This window comes from Thalassobacillus sp. CUG 92003, assembly GCF_013618635.1.
Taxonomy (GTDB): Bacteria; Bacillota; Bacilli; order Bacillales; family Halobacillaceae; genus CUG-92003.
Genome location: NZ_JABLSJ010000003.1, coordinates 59,959 through 80,622 on the forward strand (window position 1 = coordinate 59,959; position 20,664 = coordinate 80,622).

Sequence of the window (20,664 nt, forward strand, 5' to 3'; positions counted from 1 at the left end):
CGTAATTGCTCAAGAAAGCGCTATCCATGTTTGACGATAAAATGAATAGATATTCATTATTCTGTATTATAGTTCATTTTTCCTTTGTGCTTAGCTTTAAAACCTTTTGGAAAAATTGGTTAATTTAAGCGTCTTTGAAACCACCATTCGACATAAATGTCTTAACTCACGACAATAAAAAAACCAAAACACTTCAGGACTTTAAAATCCATATGTTTTGGTTTGCCACTTTTCATCTTAATCTTGCAACAGTCATCGCTTCAAAAACTGCTCAATGTCTGAACGGCTGCGTTTGAATGCTTGAGCGCCAAGTTCAATCAGCTCATCGATGGCCGTCACATCATCAAACGTCACTTCGTCTCCTAGCTCCTCATTAATTCGCAAATAACGCTCCCCCAGTAATAGCTTACTTTGATAAGAAACGGATTCCGACGAAAGATTAAGTGACAAATCCAACAGTTTAGGGGTGACTTTCATCGACGGAAGCTGGAAAGGGAGCCATTGCTTCAATCCCCAGTATTTCTCATGACTCACTGCAAAGTTAATGTTCTGCTTACCTGTGCCGAGCGAAAGAATATGGAGGTCGGCTAAGGGTTCGTTAAAATAATGCACCGCCTCTGTTACACACACCAGGGACGGGTTGTTCGCCCACAACCCACCATCAATCGACAAGTAGTCGTTGTTTACATTATTAGGCGGAAAATAAATCGGAGCTGAACATGACGAAAGCACCGCATCCCACAATTTAGTTGATAAATTCTCATTATCAGGGTGACCGCAGTTGGACCGATGCACGTAAGGCTGTCCATGGGTGATATCCACGGCGGGAATAAACAACGGCTTTTGAATATCGAATAGCGTGAGTTCGCCGAAAGATTGCTTAAGCAAACGACGCAAATATCGGTCACTGTAGACACTTTTGAAAAGCCCCAGTTTAGCCTGACGGACAAAAATTTTTCTGCCGTATGTTTGATAATGGCCGAGCAATTCCTCCATGCTTTTACTGACCGCTGCTGATGCAGCAATGATAGAGCCCGTACTGGTGCCAGCGATTACATCAAACTGTTCACTGATCGGCCGACCAAATTCTTTTTCCATCGCTTGTAATATAGCGATGGGCATCACACCTCGGATGCCCCCACCATCGATACAAAGCATTTTCATGATATTCACCTGACTCCACGGTTTTCCCACAGTCTGCCCGTTACAGTCGGCAATCATAACTTTTATTTAATTCGCTGCGTGCGAACGCTCCTCTGAGTCAGGCAAGGAGGGGGCTTTAGGTTGTTTCTTCTCTAAAGCGCCTGTGCCTAATACGACACCTAACACAATAAAGATGAACCCAATCAGCTGCTCAACGACAATGGTTTCTCCTAAAAAGACATATGACCCAGTCAATGAGAAAAAAGGCGTCAGATTAATGAAAATGGCGGTCTCGCCCGCTCCTATCTGATGAATCGCTTTATTATAGACCATGTGGCCCATCGCTGTTGCCAACAGGGCGGACGCAAAGAAGACACTCCATACCCCCAGTGGCGCACTGGTCAAACTGGACATGCCTTCCGGTTCCATTTGAAAACTGACGGCAAATAAAAAAAGCGCTCCAATCATCTGTATCCAGCCCGTCACCAATCGGGCATCCATCGTTTGCGTGGCCCGCTTAATTGTAATAAAGCTGATGGCTTGCGTGACCACCGCCAGGAACACATACACATCACCACGGGAAATGCTGCCCAGACTGCCCGTGCCGTTCAATACGATAAAGGCTACACCTGCCAGGCCAAAGACAATACCGAGCGATTTTAACACCGTCAAACGGTCACCTAAAAACAGAATAGCAAATAACGCCGTCATCAACGGAACAAGCCCTAAGATCAGCCCCGCGTTAGAAGCGTTCGTAGCCGTAAGACCGGTAGCCAAGAAAAAATGATGACCCAATATTCCCGTCATAGCACCAAGCGTAATAAAACCGAACTGGGACCAGGTGAGGCGGCGAAATTCTTTTTTCGCAGCTAAGAATCCCATTACCACGATTCCGGCTACTAAAATACGAAAAGCTGTGATGGTGACGGGAGCAAAGTTTTCGACTAACACTTTAATGGCAATGACATTAAATCCCCATACCATCATGACGAAGAACAACAACGTATATATCAACGGTTTCGACAATTCCATCATCTCTTTCTCGCGCTTTAGCAGTCTCGTGCATTGTATTATACAATTACTTTCTTCCATAAAGCTATTCTGCTGTTTCAAGAAGGGTATGTTAGGGTCCGTCACAGTAAAAGGAGAGGGGTGGTTTTGAAACCACTCGCTTTCCTGCGGGGAACCGGCGAGCCTCCTCAGTCGCTATCACTCCCTGCGGGGTCTCCCTGAGCTCCTTCTTCCCGCGGGAGTCTCGCGGTTTCAAAGCCACCCCTTCATAAATGAGATCCCCCCCCCTAAAAGACCCGCTTTCCCTTTGACAAATTGTATATCAACCGCAGACGGATTCTCCAGAATTTCCTAGCCTCGCTTAATAAACAAACCAAAGCGACGAGACAACGTTTGATAGGGCTAAAAGAAAAAGAGATGAGCGATCAAGGCTGCGACGGGGAGGGTAATAATCGTCCGTTGCAGAAAGATGATAAACAATTCCAATAGGTTAATCGGAATATTCGATTTGATCAACAAGATCCCGATTTCCGATACATAGATAAGCTGTGTCAAGGACAGCACACCGATAATAAACCGCGTGAGCTCCGATTCGATCCCGCTACCCACCACTGCAGGAAGGAACATATCGGCAAACCCGACGATCATAGCAGGAGCCGCTGCCTCCGCTTCAGGAATGTTCAATACATTTAACAATGGAATAAACGGATACGAAATAAACGAAAAGATCGGTGTGAATTCAGCCAATATCAAGGCCACCGTACCTAACGCCATAACGAGTGGAATCAATCCCAGCCAAATATCAGCCACATTGAATAATCCTTTGCGGACAACTTCGCCAGCACTTTTTACTTGATCAGCTTTATGAACTGCCCGATCAAGAGCCCAACGAATAGTAGAGACTCCGTTTGGCACTTTTTCATTGATTTGTTTTCCGACTGGCTCGTAATACGTGTCCTTTTTTAACGAAAGAGGCGGGATACGCGGACAAATGATAGCAGCTACGATTCCGCATATAACCACGGTAAAATAAAACTCAACAAACAAGTGATCGATTCCTATGAATTTAGCAATCACAAGGCTGAAGGCAATTGAAGCAATCGAAAAGTTCGTTGCCACTACCGATGCTTCCCGCTTTGAATAATAACCACCTTCATACTGCTGGGTCGTCAATAAGACCCCGACCGTCCCGCTTCCCATCCAGGAAGCCATCGCATCCACAGACGAGCGTCCGGGCAATTTAAACAACGGATGCATGACTTTTCGTACAACAGTCCCGATAAAGTCCATCAATCCGAACTCCAGCAGTAACGGCATGAATAGACTTGCAAATAAAAACCATACCATTAATACCGGAATCAAATCATAAAGGACGACACCGCCCGTCAATTCAGACGTAATAACCTCCGGCCCCACTCCTGCAAGGGTCATAGCGGCAAAAATAGCCCCGGCAAATCTCAAGATAATCCAAAGAAGACCTACATCAAATAAACCAGCTAAAAAACTGTTTCCTCTAATAGCAGGTGCCTTGATACTCTTCATGGCCACACTGCCAAGGGCTGATGCAAAGAGGACACTCGTCATAAATAAAGGAATGAAGTCTGATATAGCAGCTTGAAGCCCATCCGCCAAGATGCCGAGTCCGATCGTTACACTGCCATCCACCGAAATGGGCACAAGAAACAGCAGAACCCCGACGAGCGAGGGCAGGATGACTTTCAATAATTGCGTTGATGTGTAAGATGATGAGACGTTTGATTCGTGATTTTCTAGTTCCATACATATCCTCCGTTTTTTGCATAATAATGAATAAAAATATGATTGCAACGATAATTACGCTATCTATTTTATAAATGATACATTTTAATGTATAAAAATTCAACGATAGAATTGGAATTCATTAATAATTTAGAAAGTTGATTATGTTTTTGAACTGGGAACTGTTTATAACTGGGGCGACCAACATATGGGGCGCGTTGACTGATATATCAGCTGGCGGACCGATATATCTGGTTTTGGACCGATATAAGAGTCGCGGACCGATATGTGGTCTCGGGCGAACGATATATGGGGCGCGTTGACTGATATATCGGCTGGCGGACCGATACCCGGGGCACTTCGACCGATATCCGCTGCGATCAGACCGATATATCAAATTTTGACCGTGTTCACAAAAAAAGCTTGTAGAAAACGATAAGCTTTCTACAAGCTGAAACTGCTCTATATTAATTGTAAGACCTGTGAAGATCATTGTCTGAAATCAGCTAAACGATGGTTGAGATCTTTCGTTTGGGCGTAAATGTCCTGGTACAGTTGATAGAGTTGCTGATAGCGTTCTACATGTTCAGGAATCGGTTCAATTTCTTCTTTTTCATGAGTGAAAACGTCAGCACATGCTTCCAGCGAAGGGTACCATTCACACCCGTAAGCGGCGAGCATAGCTGCTCCCACTCCAGGCCCTTGTTCGCTGGATAACCGGACGATTGTGGCGTTAAAGATATCAGCCTGTATTTGCAGCCACGTTTCGTTTTTAGCGCCTCCGCCTGATGTAATAATTCGATCAATGGATTTTCCGTTGGCTCGGAAAATTTCCAATGATTCGTTTAGTGAAAATGTGATGCCTTCAACGACAGCCCTGACGAAATCTGTTAATTGATGGGAACTGTCTATACCTATGAAACTTGCGCGTATTGCTGCGTCAGCATGAGGGGTTCGCTCTCCTGCCAGGTAGGGGGTGAAGAGGAGTCCTTTCGCTCCGATGGGGACATCACCAATTCCTTGCATTAAATCCTCAAAACTTTTGTGTTCAGCGAAAACCTCTTTAAACCAATTCAAACTATACCCGGCCCCCAATGTGACCCCCATTGTATAGTAAGCATCGGTCTTGCCGTGGTTGAAATAATGGACTTTGCCTGCAAAATCAAGGTCTCCTGTATGTTCATACGACAAGACGACGCCTGAGGTGCCGATGCTGCAAAACGTCTTCCCTTCTGATAAAATCCCAGTGCCAATGGCGCCGCAAGCATTATCCGCTCCGCCGGCAAACACACTGGTAGCTGCCGACAAGCCTGTCTTATCAGCTATTTCATGCGTCAGGGTTCCGACACGCTCACTTGATTCCACTAATGGCGGACAAAGAGCCGCATCGATCTCAAATGCCTCGCAAATCGTCTGGCTCCATTCTTTATGAGCAACATCAAGCATCAGCGTCCCGGCTGCATCAGAATATTCACTGTGAATCATCCCGGCCAAACGGAACCTCACATAATCTTTTGGAAGTAAGAATGTAGACGCTTGATTGTAATGATCAGGTTCATGTTCTTTAACCCATAACAGCTTGGGAAGTGTGAAGCCCTCCAGTGCCGGGTTTTTGGTAATCGCTAATAATTGGTCTTCTCCGATTGTGTCATAAATCGCCTGACATTGACGGGTCGTGCGCGTGTCATTCCATAGAATGGCAGGTCGGATGACCTCTTGATTTTCATTTAATAAGACGAGTCCGTGCATTTGCCCGGAAAAACTGAGGCCTTCAATTGTCGAAACCGGTTCATTAAATTGTGAAACGAGTTCGTGCAAAGCTTCTACGGTTTTCTCTACCCATTGATCAGGATCCTGTTCACTGTAGCCTGACTTTTCCTGGATCAACGGATACGATTTAGACACCTCTTGTTTGATTTCGCCCTGTTTATTCATCAACAGCACCTTCACGGCGCTCGTACCTAGATCGACCCCAATGACATAGCTCATGCTCATCCTCCCTTTCGTTTCTTAAAAAACGGCAGTGCTTATTCCATAATGTTGAGATAATCGGGGACCCTTTATTTTGCAACATCAGCACTGCAACTTTTCAGAGCCTAAGATGTAATAAGCGCCCCACATAACCTCTTGGGGCGCTTCCTTCTTTTACTTCAAACCACCATCAGCATTCACATTCAATAAATACTGGTTAATGACAGCTTTCAGCCATTCTTGACGGCCGGAATGGTTTTCAATTGTTCCTAATTCAAGCGCATGTTTTTCCAAGACGTGAAAATCAGCTTTCCCTTCCACGACTTGTTGACCGATGCCTTGTGTGAAGCTGCTGTAGCGCTCCGATACGAAATCATCCAGTACGCCATCTTCAATCAACTGATGGGCAACTTTCAAGCCAACTGCAAAACTATCCATGCCGGCTATATGGGCATGTAGCAGATCATCAGCTTCAAATGATCCTCTGCGTACTTTGGCGTCAAAATTCAATCCGCCTTGATGAAGTCCGCCGTTTTTCAGAATTTCATACATGGCAAGCGTTGTTGAATATAAATCAGTCGGAAATTCATCCGTGTCCCATCCGAGCAGCGTGTCGCCCTGGTTGGCGTCGACAGATCCTAGCATTCCATTTATCCGGGCATAGCGCAGTTCATGCTCAAAGGTGTGCCCTGCCAGTGTCGCATGGTTAGCTTCAATGTTGAACTTGAAATGATCGGACAAGTCGTACTTTTGTAAGAAAGCCATGCCGCTCGCCACATCGAAGTCGTACTGATGTTTTGTGGGCTCCTGTGGTTTGGGTTCAATTAAGAATTGTCCGTTATAACCGATCTCTTTCGCATAATCCAATGCCATATGATAAAAACGCCCTAAGTTATCCAATTCGAGTTTCAAATCGGTATTGAGCAAGGTTTCGTACCCTTCACGGCCGCCCCAGAACACATAGTTTTCGGCACCCAGTTCCTTGGCCAGTTCCAGCCCCTTTTTCACTTTAGCGCCTGCATACGCATAAACATCAGCGTTGTTCGAGGAAGCTGCGCCATGGACAAAGCGAGGGTGCTTGAACATGTTGGCCGTATTCCATAGCAATTTGGTATTGCTTGATTTCATATAGTCTTTAATCATGGAGACAATTTCATCAAGGTTACGATTCGTTTCAGCCAAGGAATGACCTTCTGGTGCGATATCCACATCGTGAAAACAGAAATAAGGAACGTTCAATTTTTCAAACAGTTCAAAAGCCGCTTCTACGCGTGCTTTGGCCAAATCCATCCCTTGAAGATGATCCCATGGCCGTTGCATGTTACCGGCACCAAACGGGTCAGATCCGTCCCCTGTGAACGTATGCCAGTAAGCGATCGAAAAACGAAGCTGCTCTTCCATTGTCTTGCCGCCGATCTTTTCTTCCGGGTTGTAATGTTTGAAGGCAAAGGGGTTTAGCGATTGCGCTCCTTCATACTGAATTGTGTTGATATGATCAAAGTATCCCATATCTGTTTCCTCCTTATCATATTTAAAGATTAAAGTTGATAAATCGCGGGTCTCTCAATCTTTGTCCCATTGGATGTTTCGACTGTTATCATCGGCCAGTCTGTTGTTTGTGTGGATGTGATGATCTCACTATCGTTACCGTTAACGAGCATCGTGTCCTCTGATTTAGTTCCTGTTATGGAGGGATTCCAGGCGTAGGGCTGCCATTGCTGCACCTCAAATGTGCTTGAAGGTGTGAGCAAATAATCACGGTTTTCATACCCAATCGCCCCTCCTTGATGATGGCGCATCCATTCATCTTGATAGCCAACCCTTTGATACGCTGTTTTCAAAGTATGTAAGAGTTGGGAAGCGCGCACGCCTGGTTTTGTGGCCGCTATCAGTTCAGCATCGATCCAGACAGTGTGTTCATGGATTTTCCTAAGCGAGTCCGGTAGTCTTCCCGCATGGACGATTCGGGTTAAGGCGACAGTCAAACCGTACGCCTGCACACACGCAATGACCATACATTTTTGATAGAATGGCTTTTTCGTTGCGACAGGGTGGCGGTACTGATCTATACGTTCGTCCGCCCCTACTAAGGTAACAGTTGGTGTTAGCCCCTCGTGCATGAAAGCTCTGTTCAAATCGCCTGCTATCTGCACTTCAGTCATACCAGGCGTAAGTTTCATACAGAAGGTTTCCATGATGGCAGTGGTTCTAGCGCCTAACGATCGCAAACGCTCCACCTCAAGCGTAGTTAAGGCATAACGTAATGAAGCGAGATTAACGACGCAATGGTCAATTTGGCCAAGCGGCAGATCTGAAGCCACTCGATGCTTTACCCCAGCTTGAATCAGTCCGTCTTCCATCGTTTCGTACCAGGGATATTCGATAGTGTCATAGGATAACCCGGTGAGTTCCTCGACTGTAACACGAGGTTTCTCAATGGTGTTGGTGACGATGCAGACTTGCTCCTGCGTAATGTATAATCCGCATTCTCCGGCGTCGCTGTTTTGAGGCACACCATTAAAGCCTCCGCTCGTCAACCAGGCAAAGTTATCTTTACGTTGCAATAAGACACCCTCATGGCCCTCCTCTTTCATATAACTTCTTAAACGATTCAATTTAATAGCTATATCCTCACCCGCTCCTGTTAGCGCTTTCAAAAAATCCCCTCCTCTCTCTTCTTTTTATGTTCACAAAGCATCTTTTGGTTTATAGTGTGCATTATATCATCAATCTTCTTTGTTTGTCTAACTAATGAACAAAGTATATAATAAAAATAGTAAAAATATCACGCTAACCAATGAAGTTCTAAATCATAGTGTTTATAATTATAAGGAGATGAGCTATACAATGAGGAGAGAGTTACAAATGCCAGAAACAGGCAACCAAAAACTAGTCAAGAAAATCAATAAATCGATCGTCTTAAAAATGATCCGAAACCATGCCCCGATCTCTCGCGCTGCAATTTCTCAAAAAGCTGGATTGAACCGCGGCACGGTCTCGTCACTGGTAAGCGAATTGATCGAAGAACAACTCATCAGTGAATCCGGAATGGGAGAATCCCGTGGAGGGCGCAAACCTGTCATTCTACTTTTTAATCAACTCGCAGGTTATTCGATCGGGCTTGATTTAGGGGTCAACTATTTACTTGGCGTGCTGACCGATTTAAAAGGTCAGATCGTGGAAGAAAGAAAAGTTACCTTGGAGACCCTATCGTCAGAGGATATTATTCGTCACATCAAAAACATGATTCATACATTGATAACGGTTGCGCCGGAAAGTCCGAACGGCATCGTCGGCATTGGCATCGGTGTGCCGGGTATCGTGGACCATGATGGCAATGTCTTGCTTGCCCCAAACCTTATGTGGGAAAACGTCCCGTTAAAGGAACAGTTGGCCCAGGATTTTTCGATCCCGATCCTAATCGAGAATGAAGCTAATGCCGGTGCCTATGGGGAGAAACTCTTCGGGACCGCTCAAGAACATGATAACTTGATCTATATCAGCGCAGGTATTGGAATTGGTGCGGGTCTCATTTTAAATAATGAGTTGTACCGTGGGCTGAAAGGCTTCTCCGGTGAAATTGGGCACATGGTGGTCGACCTCGATGGCAAACAATGTCGCTGCGGGCGCCACGGATGCTGGGAACTCTATGCTTCCGAGCAGGCGATTCTAAACGAAGCAAAGTCATTATTTACTGACCACCCTCAGCCGATCACGCTGGAGTACTTAGTTGACCTTGCTGAACAAGGGAATCAAGCGGTCATCCAACTCTTCGAACAAGCCGGCAAATATCTCGCCGTTGGTATTCTTAATATGATCAACACGTTTAATCCCGAGCAGGTTATCATCGGCAATCGTTTAAGCATGGCCCAAAAGTGGCTAGAACCGACCATTTGCCAATCGATCCAGCTGCAATCAAAGGAGTTCAACCAGGAAGGTATTGAAGTTACCTTCTCGCATTTATCCACCCACGCTGCTCCTTTCGGGATGGCGGCTTTTAGCACACAGCAGTTCCTGGAGAGCGGGGTCGCACAAACAAATTAAAAGGCTGACGCGTAAAGGTCTGAGGCCCGCATGACGGGGTCAGACCTTTAATATGAGTCAGCCTTTCTAGCGTTGATGGTTTATCCTTTTACAAACACGGTCTTAATCGTCGTGAAAAATTCTTTCGCAGCTTCACCTTGTTCGCGGGAATACGAACTGGAGGCTTTCATACCCCCGAATGGTGCTTGCAATTCTACACCGGCCGTTTCTGAATTGACTCGGACCAACCCTGCTTCAATATCATCGATGAATGACAGGATTTGATCAATGTTTTTCGTAAATATAGAAGCACTCAGCCCATACTCTACATCGTTAGCCAATTCTATGGCCTCTTCAACACTGGACACTTTCATTAACGTGAGAACCGGGCCGAAGATTTCTTCCTGTGCAATGGTCATCTCACTCGTGACATTATCAAACAACGTCGGCTCTAAATAATAGCCGTCTTGATTATCACGAAGGGTGCTTCCACCCCAAATCAGCTCTGCTCCCTCTTTTTGGCCGATTTCAATGTAGCGCTGGACGTTATCATACTGCTCTTTGGTAGCACATGGCCCCATAAAGGAGTCTTCTTCAAGCCCATCGCCTACCTTAATTTGGCTCATTTTATCTACCAGCTTTTGCTTGAACGTTTCATAGATGCCTTCCTGAACGATTACGCGGCTGCTGCACGTACATTTTTGACCGGTCGATTTCAGACCACCGCTGATAGCCGCGTCAACGGCCAAGTCGACATCACAATCATCCGCCACAATCAAGGGGTTTTTTCCGCCCATTTCCAATTGGTACTTGCCGCCTCTTGCTGCAACCGTCTGACCAATGTGATTCCCGGTTTTGTTTGAACCTGTGAAGGTAACAGCTGTCACATTATGATGCTCTGCAAGTCCTTGGCCAATGACAGATCCTTTCCCTGTCACTAAATTAACTACGCCAGAAGGAAAGCCGGCTTTCTCCAGACATTCGATAACTTTAGCTGCTGTTACGGCAGCTTCTGTGGCAGGTTTCAAGATGACTGCATTGCCGTAGATCAGAGCCGGTGCCATTTTCCAAAGCGGAATGGCCACGGGGAAGTTCCATGGCGTAATCACACCGACAACACCGAGTGGCACACGCTTGGAGAACATGAGAGCCGCGCTATCAGTCGAGGGAATAACGTCCCCTTCTTTTCTCATCCCTTCTCCTGCATAGTACCGTAAAATCGCTGCACCACGGGCTGTTTCGCCTTTGGCTTCCGGAAATGTTTTGCCCATCTCTTGTGTCATCGTCCTTGCTATGTCCTCGCTGTTCTGTTCCAAAAGGTCAGCGGCCTTATACAGTATGTTGCCTCGTTCAGCGCCGGTCATTTTCTTCCATTTGGTTTGAGCAGTCTTGGCTGCGATAATCGCTTCTTCTAAATCTTCTTTCGTCGAGTTTTGAATATACCCTATCTTCTCGGTTGGATGAGCAGGGTTGGTGCTTTCGATTACTTCATCTGAATGAGACTTACTCCACGTTCCGTTAATAAAATTCAAATACTTCTGAGTTTCTGCTGTCGTTTTCATAACAATATTCCTCCTAAAATTAGATTTTGTCTTTTGTTACCTTCAAGTTTGGTTGGGTCCTTTATGGTATGAGGACCTGGGTTGGCTGGGAAATAACTCGCTTTCCTGCGGGGGAACCGGCGAGCCTCCTCAGTCGCTTCGCTCCCTGTGGGGTCTCACCGAGCTCCTTCTCCCGCGGGAGTCTCGTCATTTCCCAGCCAACCCTTCCAATATTTGCAGAAATGCCCCTTCTAAAGGGGGGAAACCTTTTATACCCTGCGTAGAAAATAGTTCTGTGTTGCATAATGGCCCCTCGCCATAATACAGGACCTTACATAAGTGGTTTCGTTAAATTGTGGAAAAAGCAAAGGGCAAGTTGATCCCCGCATAGGCAACAGGCTTAGAAGACTCGTCACACGCCCGCGAAAAAGAAAATCGCTACTTCCGCACCAAACATGCTATTAAATCTCGAAATCTAGTGTTATCTAAACTTGCCCTACCATCGAATAATACTTCAACAACGTTAGACGGTGGTGCTATTTGGCTTAACCAATTCTTCGACAGGGTTGCTTAACGTGCCCACTTCAGGGATGGTGATTTCCACCACATCCCCTTGCTCCAGCGTAAAATCATTTGCCGGGATGATACATGTTCCGGTAAACAACACTGTGCCATCAAACAGTTCATTATCACGGCCTAAATACGAGACTAACTCGTCATATTTCCGTTTTAATTGCGATGTGCTAGCTGAGTCTTCAAACACCGGCACACCATTCCTGATAATTTTGCACGTAATGGTCAGATAGTAAGGATTTTCAACCGTTTCAGCCAGCCGAATGGACGGACCGAATGAACAGGAATGCTTCCAGATCTTTGCTTGCGGAAGATAGAGCGGATTTTCCCCTTCAATGTCCCGACTGCTCATGTCATTCCCTACTGTATAGCCCACCACCTCGCCATCTTGCCGCAGCACTAAGCCCAGTTCAGGCTCAGGAATCTGCCAATTGGAATCATTTCGCAAGTAGACCGGTTCATTGGGCCCGATCGTCCTCCGATTCGTCGACTTCATGAATAGCTCCGGACGAGCGGCACTGTATACTTTGTCATAATACGAACCACTCACTTCTTCTCCCTCATAAGCTTCATAATTACGGGCTTGCTTACTATTGAAATAGGTCACGCCGGACGCCCACACTTCATAAGCATTCAAAGGGAGTGTAAGGTTCAGTTCCTCCAGTTTAAAATCAAGCGGAAGGGCATCTTGAATAGCTCGGTTAATCAAGCTCAGGCACGATTCATCTCGTTCGGTCGATTGTTCGATCACCTCCAGAAAATCATCGTAGGGCAATGCCCATATGTCGTTCGTCTCTGTCACAGCTGCCAATTGGCGGGTGCCATCGTCATTAATAAATTTGATTATATTCATTCCATCACCTCTCGTTTTATATTATAAAACTTCGTTTTGCTATATAGGTGAAAAACAATCTACTTTTTAAACGTGCATAAAAGTAGATGGATAACCTAGTTTTTCAGATATGGTGAGTCCTGTACGCTTTAGCTTGGCGATGATGCGCTCTGTTTCTTCTCCTGCTAAACGCGTAGATGGAGCTGAAATACTGATAGCAGCCGTTACGTTCCGGTCATGATCGTAAACCGGGACGGCCAGACACGTCACACCCGGTTCATTTTCTTCAGCGTCCATGGCGTATCCGTTCTCCTGCACACGGTGAAGTTCAGCATGAAAAGCGTCAGCCGTTGTAATCGTATTTGATGTCTGTTGATGGTACGCATAGTTTGCGAGAAGATCCTGTTGAACATCGTGCGATTGATACGCGACAAGCACTTTTCCGACAGCACTCGAATGGATCGGAACGCGCCTGCCAACGCGGGAATAACCGATGATGGCCGTTGGGCTTTCCACTTTATCAATGTAAACACCAGTCTTACCATCTAAGACAACGAGGTGGACAGCCAGTCCGGTGTCGACAGAAAGTTCGATCAGGGTTGGTTTTGCAATGGAACGCACGTCAATGCTATTCATGAGAAAATTGGAGCGTTCGACTAGCTTCATCCCTAAACTATACTTTCCTGTTTCCGGATCCTGTCTTACATAGTCGTGTTCTTTCAACGTTTTAAGCAGTGAATGGACGGTGCTTTTATTCAATTCCAGTTTCGTACTAATCTCCGAGATTTTTAATTCTGGATTCAAGTCGTCGAATAAGTCTATTATCTTGAATGCTCGATCGACCGATTGGATAATAGGCATTGGTAAACTCCTTCATGTTTATATCGTTCGTTTCAGAATTTTTTATGATAATAGGTCCAATATATATCCAGATTAATCGCCAGTCAAGTTGGACTATTCTGACAACTATCTTTAAAACTATCCATTATGCAATCGTCAGTCAATAATCTTAAACGACGTTATCGAACTTAGCTGCCACCAAACGAGACATGCACGTCTTCAAAACGTTTCGTAGCTGCGGAACGTTCCACTGCCTCCATGACAGCCTGATTTTTAACACCATCCCCGAAATGGGGTTCAGGAGCTCGGTTGCTGGAAATACCCTTCACGAATTCGTACATTAAATTAATGAAAGTGTGCTCATAGCCAATGATGTGTCCAGGCGGCCAATAAGCGCCTGCGTAAGGATGTGCTTCTTCGGTACAATTGATTGTTTTGAAGCCTTGCAGACCTAGAGGGGCATCTGAAAAATACACATCCAAATTATTCATGTTCTCCATATCCCAGCGCACAGACCCTTTTTCTCCGTTAATTTCAAACTTGTTTTTATTGCGATTGCCGTTCGCAAACCGGGTCGCTTCAAAGGTTCCCATCGCTCCATTTTCAAATCTTGCCAGAAATGCTGTCGCGTCATCAACTGTCACTTCCCCGTATTCTTGTGAATCCGAGGAAGCCTTCAATCCGCCACTCATTTCGCCCAGGGGACGCTCGTCAATGAACGTTTCCATCATCCCGCAAACCTCGGTCATCTCGCCGACTAGGAATCTTGCTAGATCAATGCTGTGAGCGCCTATATCCCCGAGAGCACCGGTACCGGATACTTCCTTCTTCAACCGCCAAATGAGCGGAAACGATGGGTCCATAATGAAATCTTGTAAATAATTGGCCCGAATATGATAGATTCTGCCCAACGCATTTTCTTCAATAAGCTGTTTTGCATACTGGACCGCCGGGGCGAAACGATAGTTATGGCAAATCATATGGACGACGTTGTTTTTCTCCACCGCCTGATGCATGGCCTTCGCATCTTCCAGGGTCAGAGCAAGTGGCTTCTCTGAAATAATATGCTTCCCCGCTTCTGCTGCAGCAATCGCTATGTCGGCATGGGTATGATTAGGCGTAACTATATCTATAACATCAATGTCATCGCGCTCAATCAAGTTGCGCCAGTCAGTTTCATAGCTTACCCACCCCATTCGATCGGCTGCTTCTTTTACGGCTCCTTCTTGTCTTCCAGCGATAGCTTGCAATACAGGCACAGCATCGGTATCAAAATAAAACGGGACATCACGGTAAGCGTGACTATGCATCTTTCCCATGAATTGATAGCCGACCATTCCTATTCTGATTTCATCTTTTTTCACAACCATTCACACCCCTTTCCGATTACTCCGGCGTCCTTTCCCGGTATAACAAACGGCTCAAGTTGTCCTTGTTAAGGCCTGGTGGCAAGGGCTTGGGCTGATCGCACGTAAACTGAACGTGGTAATGCCGCTCGTTTTCGGAAGCAATTTGAATCCCATGCATGACGTCAAGAACGTGAGCAGCCATCATGCCGCTTGCGCGCGGCGTTTCGCCATGGATGATAGCATGAGCGAATTCAGCTGCGCCAAGCCCGCGGCTATTTGTTATGAAACCGTGTGTCAACGGGTATTCTTGCCAGTCCGGTTCCTTGGCTTTCCTTACGTAGACCGGCCCGTTAAATTGGTTAGGGTCCGGCACGGACATGCTGCCTTCTGTTCCATAGATTTCAATGTGCGGCAGCTGGTGATGCCATGTATCGAAGCTGGTGATAATAGAGGCAACAGCCCCGTTTTCAAAGTCGAGTACACCATTAATTTGCGTCGGGGTCTCTACTTGAATGGTCTGTCCCCGCTTCGGCTGGCTCTGGATGGTACGTTCCTTGTGCGTGATTTTAGCAGATCCAGTTACTCTGGCTACCGGGCCTAACAGGGATACGAGAGCCGTGAGGTAATAGGGCCCCATATCAAACATTGGACCGCCGCCCGCCTGGTAATAAAAAGCCGGGTCAGGATGCCAATGCTCATGTCCAGGTAACATCATAAAAGCACTGGCGGAGACAGGTCTCCCGATCGCCCCTTCGTCCAGTAATGTCCGGCATGTTTGGATGCCTCCTCCTAAAAATGTGTCCGGTGCATTGCCAAGCAACAAACCCTTGCGCTCGGCCATTTCCACCATCTGTTCAGCTTCTTCACGTGTGGCAGCTAAAGGCTTTTCCCCATATACATGTTTACCCGCTTCTAAAGCAGCTAACGCCACATCCGCATGGGCAGAGGGAATCGTCAAATTAATTATGAAATCTAAATCGGGATCCTCCATAAGTTGTGTTGTCGTACACGCTTTCGGAAGCTGATACTGCCTGGCTTTTTCCTCCGCTCTATCAACATCCAAATCAGCGCATGCTGTGATTGTAAACGTCTCGAAATCCCCGGCGTTTTGCAGATAAATATCGCTTATGTTGCCACATCCCACCAAACCCGCCTTCAGCTTCGTCATAATTTCCCCTCTTTCCTAACGGCCCAATTGAAGCCATTCCTCATCAACTTCGTCACTTCCGGCATCCGCACGATGTCGGCTACATGACCTAAGGAGCAATAGTAGACGTTTCCTTTTCCCCATTTTTTTGTTCACACAACCGGCATTTCCACTTCTCCATTCGGCTGGTGCGGCCCTTCAGCGACCGGGAACGTTGTGGTGGCGTGCACCTGTATCGCCGGATCGATATGCATATAGTATTGTTCCGATGTCACGATGAAATCTTCCATCCCTTTGGTAAGCGGATGGTCGTGATCACTTATTTTCACGGTATAGGTAATGTGATCATCGCCGGGATGAGCCACCCACTGACCACCAACCATAAATTGATAATCAGTGGCCATTCGGAATGAATCCCCCAGCCCTCCATGTAAACCGGCTAACCCGGTTCCGCCAGCTACGGCATCCAATAAAGGGGATAATTGACTGTCCGAAATTTCACCTTGGGTCCAATTCGGCACAATCAAATCATAGCTTGATAAGTTATCATTTTCTAACGTAGCGAGTGTATCGGTCACTTTAACGTCGAAATGTTCCTCTCTTAATATACGGGCTAGAATCTCTGCGACTTCAGCTGGCTCGTGCCCTTCCCAACCGCCCTGAAAAATCAATGCCTGTTTTATAAGACTCACTCCTTCCGCGTTGAATCGTTCTTAACCCTCCTGCAGCCACAAAATGCTCGTTACGCCGCGAGGGTAATAACGACTGGCAGATATGTTCCCTGCGATAATTTGATCGCTCCAACTCCAATATGAGTGTTCGGGGTGTGTCAGCCAACGGACATGAGCCCGATCGGCCGCTTCTCCCTGTTCGTCCCAAGGGAATTGCAGAATCTCCCGGTAAATGAATTGACAAAGATAAATTTTACTCAACCAGGAATTATCACTCGTGGATGAAAGTTTCCACCCTTCATCAGGGAATAAACAAACACCGGGCTGCAATACGGTTTGGGTGTGTTTTTTCAGCGCTTTTATTAAAAAACCGAATTTACCATCTTCACTCAAGTGTTCGCGACACCCTGTGTAATATGGAAAGATCAAACCTTCAATCGCCGGGATGATCTTGGAATGGTTGCCTTCTGTAATCACAGCCGGAATATAGCCTTCCTCCGTCATTTCGCCGGCGATGGTTGCAGCGCATCGTTCCGATTGATCACAAGCTTGCTGGGATAACGTGTCTAATCCAAAGGAGAGAAAGAGTTTTTCCAAGGCAATATACATCGCCCAGCACTTCGTTGCCAGATAGATATTATTCCGAGCCTGCCCGAGCGACACGTCGAGACTATCATACGTGGTGATTTCAGCCCCGCCTTCGGTGTACGAGCTGTCTAGTGCCATCATTCCGTTTCGCTGCTCAGGATCAGGGTGGTCCCGGTTCAACATGCTGCGGAACGCTTCTTTCACTACGGATACATGTTTTTCAGCAAATTGATTATCCTCAGTGGCAGACACATATACCGTGAAACAACACAACCAATTCACTAATTCTTCATGGGTCATAAACGAAAAACAGTCGTCGATCCCGGCAAATTCATAAGCTGAGCGTCCAGGTTTAGAAAACACATTCGCTACGCCCATATCATGTGTGAAACTTATACCGCCAGGGTGCAGCGTATCCTCTCCTGGAAATTTCACCTCATCCTCGTAGCGGTACCGGTCTATGAACAGCTCCAATTCATTTTTGACTGTCCAGGGGTTCATGTTCAACTCAAAAAATAACTGATCGACCGTCAAGTCAAAGGTGTTCATCATACGGTATTCACCTTCATGCACGACCCAGAGCGGCCGCCCGTCCTCATGCAAAAATTGGGTGTTGCCATAATAACTCTTGATGGAATGCGCCATCATGAACGTTTGCGCCTCGGACAAATGGTCCCGTTCTAAAAGCTTGTTGCTCGCCTCACAACGGGCACTCAGTTCATGAAAATGGGCTAAAGCATAGCGTGCGACATCCTCTATATCAGCAAAATACCGCGTGTAGTAATAGGACGTATCCAGTCCGCTTGTTGCATAGCCACCCTGATAAAAACAAATCGCAAATTGAAAGGTTTTCTTTTCATAAGGAGCGGCCTCCATAATCAGGCCGCCGCAAAGGCCGAGTCCAAACCCTAAGTTGAATGCATGGGTGGCATTCACGACCTTATCAATTGTGAAACCAAGACCCGAAACGACGTCCGGGTTATCCGTTACAATAGCCGTGCGCCTGCCTTGACCAATACCAGTCAATTCCCCGTCCGTAACATCATCTAATCGCCGCATCGCCGAATATGGATCTTCCCCCTGATAGCCGAAAAAAGCTTTCCGGGATCTGCCGCACTCTCGATTATCTATCGTTACCTCAGCGAATACAGCAGGGAGTATGGCAGCTTTAAGGTGCTCCTGATCCGCTGTTTCAGGGTCCGGAACAGAGGAAACGGGCGAATAGACTTTGAACTCTAAGTCTCCTGCCTTCCAAGCATCCGTCCCTAACCGAAATTCCCGCTCGATCTCTTCATCGGCAAAATGATGAATGAGCTCTTCATCTGATGCGGTCTGGTCATTCCCGACGGCAAACCTTGCCAAGTCTTCCGAGGGGTCGCCAAAGAATGGGAACGCCTGGTAGCGGCCACCTTCCCTCGTTTCCAAACCTATGTACACATTCTCGTTGGCTGGCTCGCCTAACTCCAGCCCCAGTCCTCCGCTTGCTCCTTTAAACCCAAGCGTAAAACTGGCGAATGCGCCAATGGGTGAATGATGGGCATTAAAGAATTGATTGTCCATTTAATAAACCTCCACTTTGCTAATTTTCACTGAAGCGGGCTTATGCTTGCGGCTGAGGAAGCTCTTGATACATAAAGTAATCAAAATCGGCATGTTTGCTCTGGCCGCTCAAGTCTTGCGCACACATGCCGACAAAAGTGCCTGTAAATCGAATCAGATCGGCATCATCGTCAGATAAGTGCGTGATCTCAATACCTTGCGCCACCAAATGCCATGTCTCCCCGTCTAGCGAATAATAGAATGTCAGCCATTCATTGTTTAAGACGGCTTTCAAATAATAATAAGGCGCTTCCGGCAGACTGATATCCTCCTGCAAAATTTCATCATATTCCCCGTGTTTCGTTTGGATGATGCCTAACACCAACCCGTCCGCTTCATCATGCGTGATTCTTAAATAGACATAATCCGTGGTGTTATAATAGAAAATCAGACCCGCCATCTGTTGAAAATGGTCAGGGTGAAAATCGACCTTCGTTTCCACATTCACCTGAAAACTTTCCAGCCTTCTCGCCACAAGACTTTGCTTATGAAGCGAACTCATCGACTCCTGCCCTTTCAAACGAAGGTGGTTGTCTCGTTCCTGTAACGAGACCCAATCTTCCGTAAAGGGTCTTCTTAAAGCATTCCAATGTAAATTCAGATGCGATCCATTGAACTCATCGATCGAATCCTCTTGTTCAAACGGGAAAAGAGCTAATTCCGGAGCGGGAACAGTCGTTTTAGGATGCGGCCCGCCTTCTACGCGCAGCCAACCATCATCTGTCCAATAGCATTTTTGTAAAGCTGTTTCTCTTCCCAGAATACATTTGCCATCTTTAACAGGGCGCGCACATAAATGCGCCATAAACCATTCGCCGGTTTGGGTTTCCACTAGACTAGCATGTCCCGCTTTTTGCAGCATGTCATGTTGAGTTCGATCGGACGTCAAGACAGGATTCTGTGGATCCACTGTGTACGGACCCGTCAAATCATCGGAGCGCGCAATCGTCACCGCGTGATTATAGACCGTACCGCCTTCTGCCGTGACGAGATAATAACGGCCGTTACGCTTATAAATATGAGGCGCCTCAGTGACGCCCAAATCTGTACCTTTAAAAATATTGCGGACGGGACCGACGAGTTTCTTTTCAGCGACCGAATATTCCTGAAGGGCGATTCCAGCGAATGAGTTGGTTCCTTTACGATGATCCCATATCATGTTCAATACCCATTTCGAGCCGTCTTCATCATGGAATAAAGATGGATCAAAGCCGCTGCTGTTTAAATAAATCGGATCAGACCACGGTCCTGTGATGTTTTCAGAGGTCACCATATAATTATGTGTATCTTTAAAGGCCCCACGTCTGCTTTTCACATCCGTATAGATCAAATAAAACATTCCTTCTGAGTAACTCAAGGCAGGTGCCCATACACCGCCCGAATCAATATTTCCATCCATGTCCAACTGTGAAGGTCGTGTCAAAGGATAGGAAACGAGTTTCCAGTTGATCAAATCTTTCGAGTGATGAATTTGAACGCCCGGAAACCACTCGAATGTCGACGTCGCAATATAGTAATCCTCCCCCACCCTTATCATGCAAGGGTCCGGGTGATAACCAGGCAAAATAGGGTTCTCAATTGAGCTCATAAGCATCTCCCTTCTTTAATACGAAAAGCT

Annotated in this window: 14 protein-coding genes and 1 pseudogene; 1 reads left to right on the forward strand and 14 read right to left on the reverse strand. The window is 46.4% G+C overall.

Features of this window, described 5'->3' with window-relative positions; all coding sequences use genetic code 11:
• Positions 1-252: 252 nt before the first annotated feature.
• The 6 genes from HOP45_RS05095 to HOP45_RS05120 form a co-directional block, all read right to left on the reverse strand.
• On the reverse strand, positions 253-1,164 hold the full coding sequence (locus tag HOP45_RS05095) for a CBASS cGAMP-activated phospholipase (protein ID WP_181347846.1): 912 nt from the start codon (positions 1,162-1,164) through the stop codon (positions 253-255).
• Positions 1,165-1,230: 66 nt separating this feature from the next.
• On the reverse strand, positions 1,231-2,169 hold the full coding sequence (locus HOP45_RS05100) for a DMT family transporter (RefSeq protein WP_181347847.1): 939 nt from the start codon (positions 2,167-2,169) through the stop codon (positions 1,231-1,233).
• 387 nt (positions 2,170-2,556) lie between these two features.
• Positions 2,557-3,933, reverse strand: coding sequence for a YjiH family protein (locus HOP45_RS05105; protein WP_181347848.1), 1,377 nt, complete (start codon positions 3,931-3,933; stop codon positions 2,557-2,559).
• Positions 3,934-4,401: 468 nt separating this feature from the next.
• A complete protein-coding gene (xylB, locus tag HOP45_RS05110) occupies positions 4,402-5,901 on the reverse strand; it encodes a xylulokinase (RefSeq protein WP_181347849.1) in 1,500 nt (499 codons plus the stop codon).
• 156 nt (positions 5,902-6,057) lie between these two features.
• A complete protein-coding gene (gene xylA / locus HOP45_RS05115) occupies positions 6,058-7,392 on the reverse strand; it encodes a xylose isomerase (protein ID WP_181347850.1) in 1,335 nt (444 codons plus the stop codon).
• Between the two features lie 29 nt (positions 7,393-7,421).
• Positions 7,422-8,540, reverse strand: coding sequence for a M24 family metallopeptidase (locus HOP45_RS05120; protein ID WP_181347851.1), 1,119 nt, complete (start codon positions 8,538-8,540; stop codon positions 7,422-7,424).
• Between the two features lie 208 nt (positions 8,541-8,748).
• Here HOP45_RS05120 and HOP45_RS05125 point away from each other — a divergent pair, with 208 nt between their 5' ends.
• Complete coding sequence (locus tag HOP45_RS05125; RefSeq protein ID WP_255437496.1) at positions 8,749-9,927, forward strand: ROK family transcriptional regulator; 1,179 nt, start codon at positions 8,749-8,751, stop codon at positions 9,925-9,927.
• 80 nt (positions 9,928-10,007) lie between these two features.
• On the opposite strand, the gene gucD is transcribed toward HOP45_RS05125, so the two are convergent.
• The 8 genes and pseudogenes from gucD to HOP45_RS05165 all read right to left on the reverse strand — a co-directional run bounded on the left by gucD (position 10,008) and on the right by HOP45_RS05165 (position 20,634).
• Positions 10,008-11,468 carry an alpha-ketoglutaric semialdehyde dehydrogenase GucD gene (gucD, locus tag HOP45_RS05130; RefSeq protein WP_181347853.1) on the reverse strand — a complete coding sequence of 487 codons (1,461 nt, stop codon included), beginning with the start codon at positions 11,466-11,468 and terminating at the stop codon, positions 10,008-10,010.
• A 502-nt stretch (positions 11,469-11,970) separates the two neighbouring features.
• Positions 11,971-12,873, reverse strand: a complete 903-nt coding sequence (locus HOP45_RS05135) for a fumarylacetoacetate hydrolase family protein (RefSeq protein ID WP_181347854.1) — start codon at positions 12,871-12,873, stop codon at positions 11,971-11,973.
• A gap of 66 nt (positions 12,874-12,939) precedes the next feature.
• Positions 12,940-13,713, reverse strand: a complete 774-nt coding sequence (locus HOP45_RS05140) for an IclR family transcriptional regulator (protein ID WP_181347855.1) — start codon at positions 13,711-13,713, stop codon at positions 12,940-12,942.
• Between the two features lie 167 nt (positions 13,714-13,880).
• Positions 13,881-15,062 carry a Gfo/Idh/MocA family protein gene (locus tag HOP45_RS05145; protein ID WP_219914490.1) on the reverse strand — a complete coding sequence of 394 codons (1,182 nt, stop codon included), beginning with the start codon at positions 15,060-15,062 and terminating at the stop codon, positions 13,881-13,883.
• 16 nt (positions 15,063-15,078) lie between these two features.
• Positions 15,079-16,209 carry a Gfo/Idh/MocA family protein gene (locus HOP45_RS05150; protein ID WP_181347857.1) on the reverse strand — a complete coding sequence of 377 codons (1,131 nt, stop codon included), beginning with the start codon at positions 16,207-16,209 and terminating at the stop codon, positions 15,079-15,081.
• Positions 16,206-16,880, reverse strand: a pseudogene (locus HOP45_RS05155) (ThuA domain-containing protein). Before HOP45_RS05155 ends, HOP45_RS05150 begins: the two are co-directional and overlap by 4 nt.
• Positions 16,881-16,901: 21 nt before the next feature.
• Positions 16,902-19,007 carry a glycoside hydrolase family 52 protein gene (locus tag HOP45_RS05160; protein WP_181347858.1) on the reverse strand — a complete coding sequence of 702 codons (2,106 nt, stop codon included), beginning with the start codon at positions 19,005-19,007 and terminating at the stop codon, positions 16,902-16,904.
• A 40-nt stretch (positions 19,008-19,047) separates the two neighbouring features.
• Complete coding sequence (locus HOP45_RS05165) at positions 19,048-20,634, reverse strand: glycoside hydrolase family 43 protein (RefSeq protein WP_181347859.1); 1,587 nt, start codon at positions 20,632-20,634, stop codon at positions 19,048-19,050.
• Between the last annotated feature and the right edge of the window lie 30 nt (positions 20,635-20,664).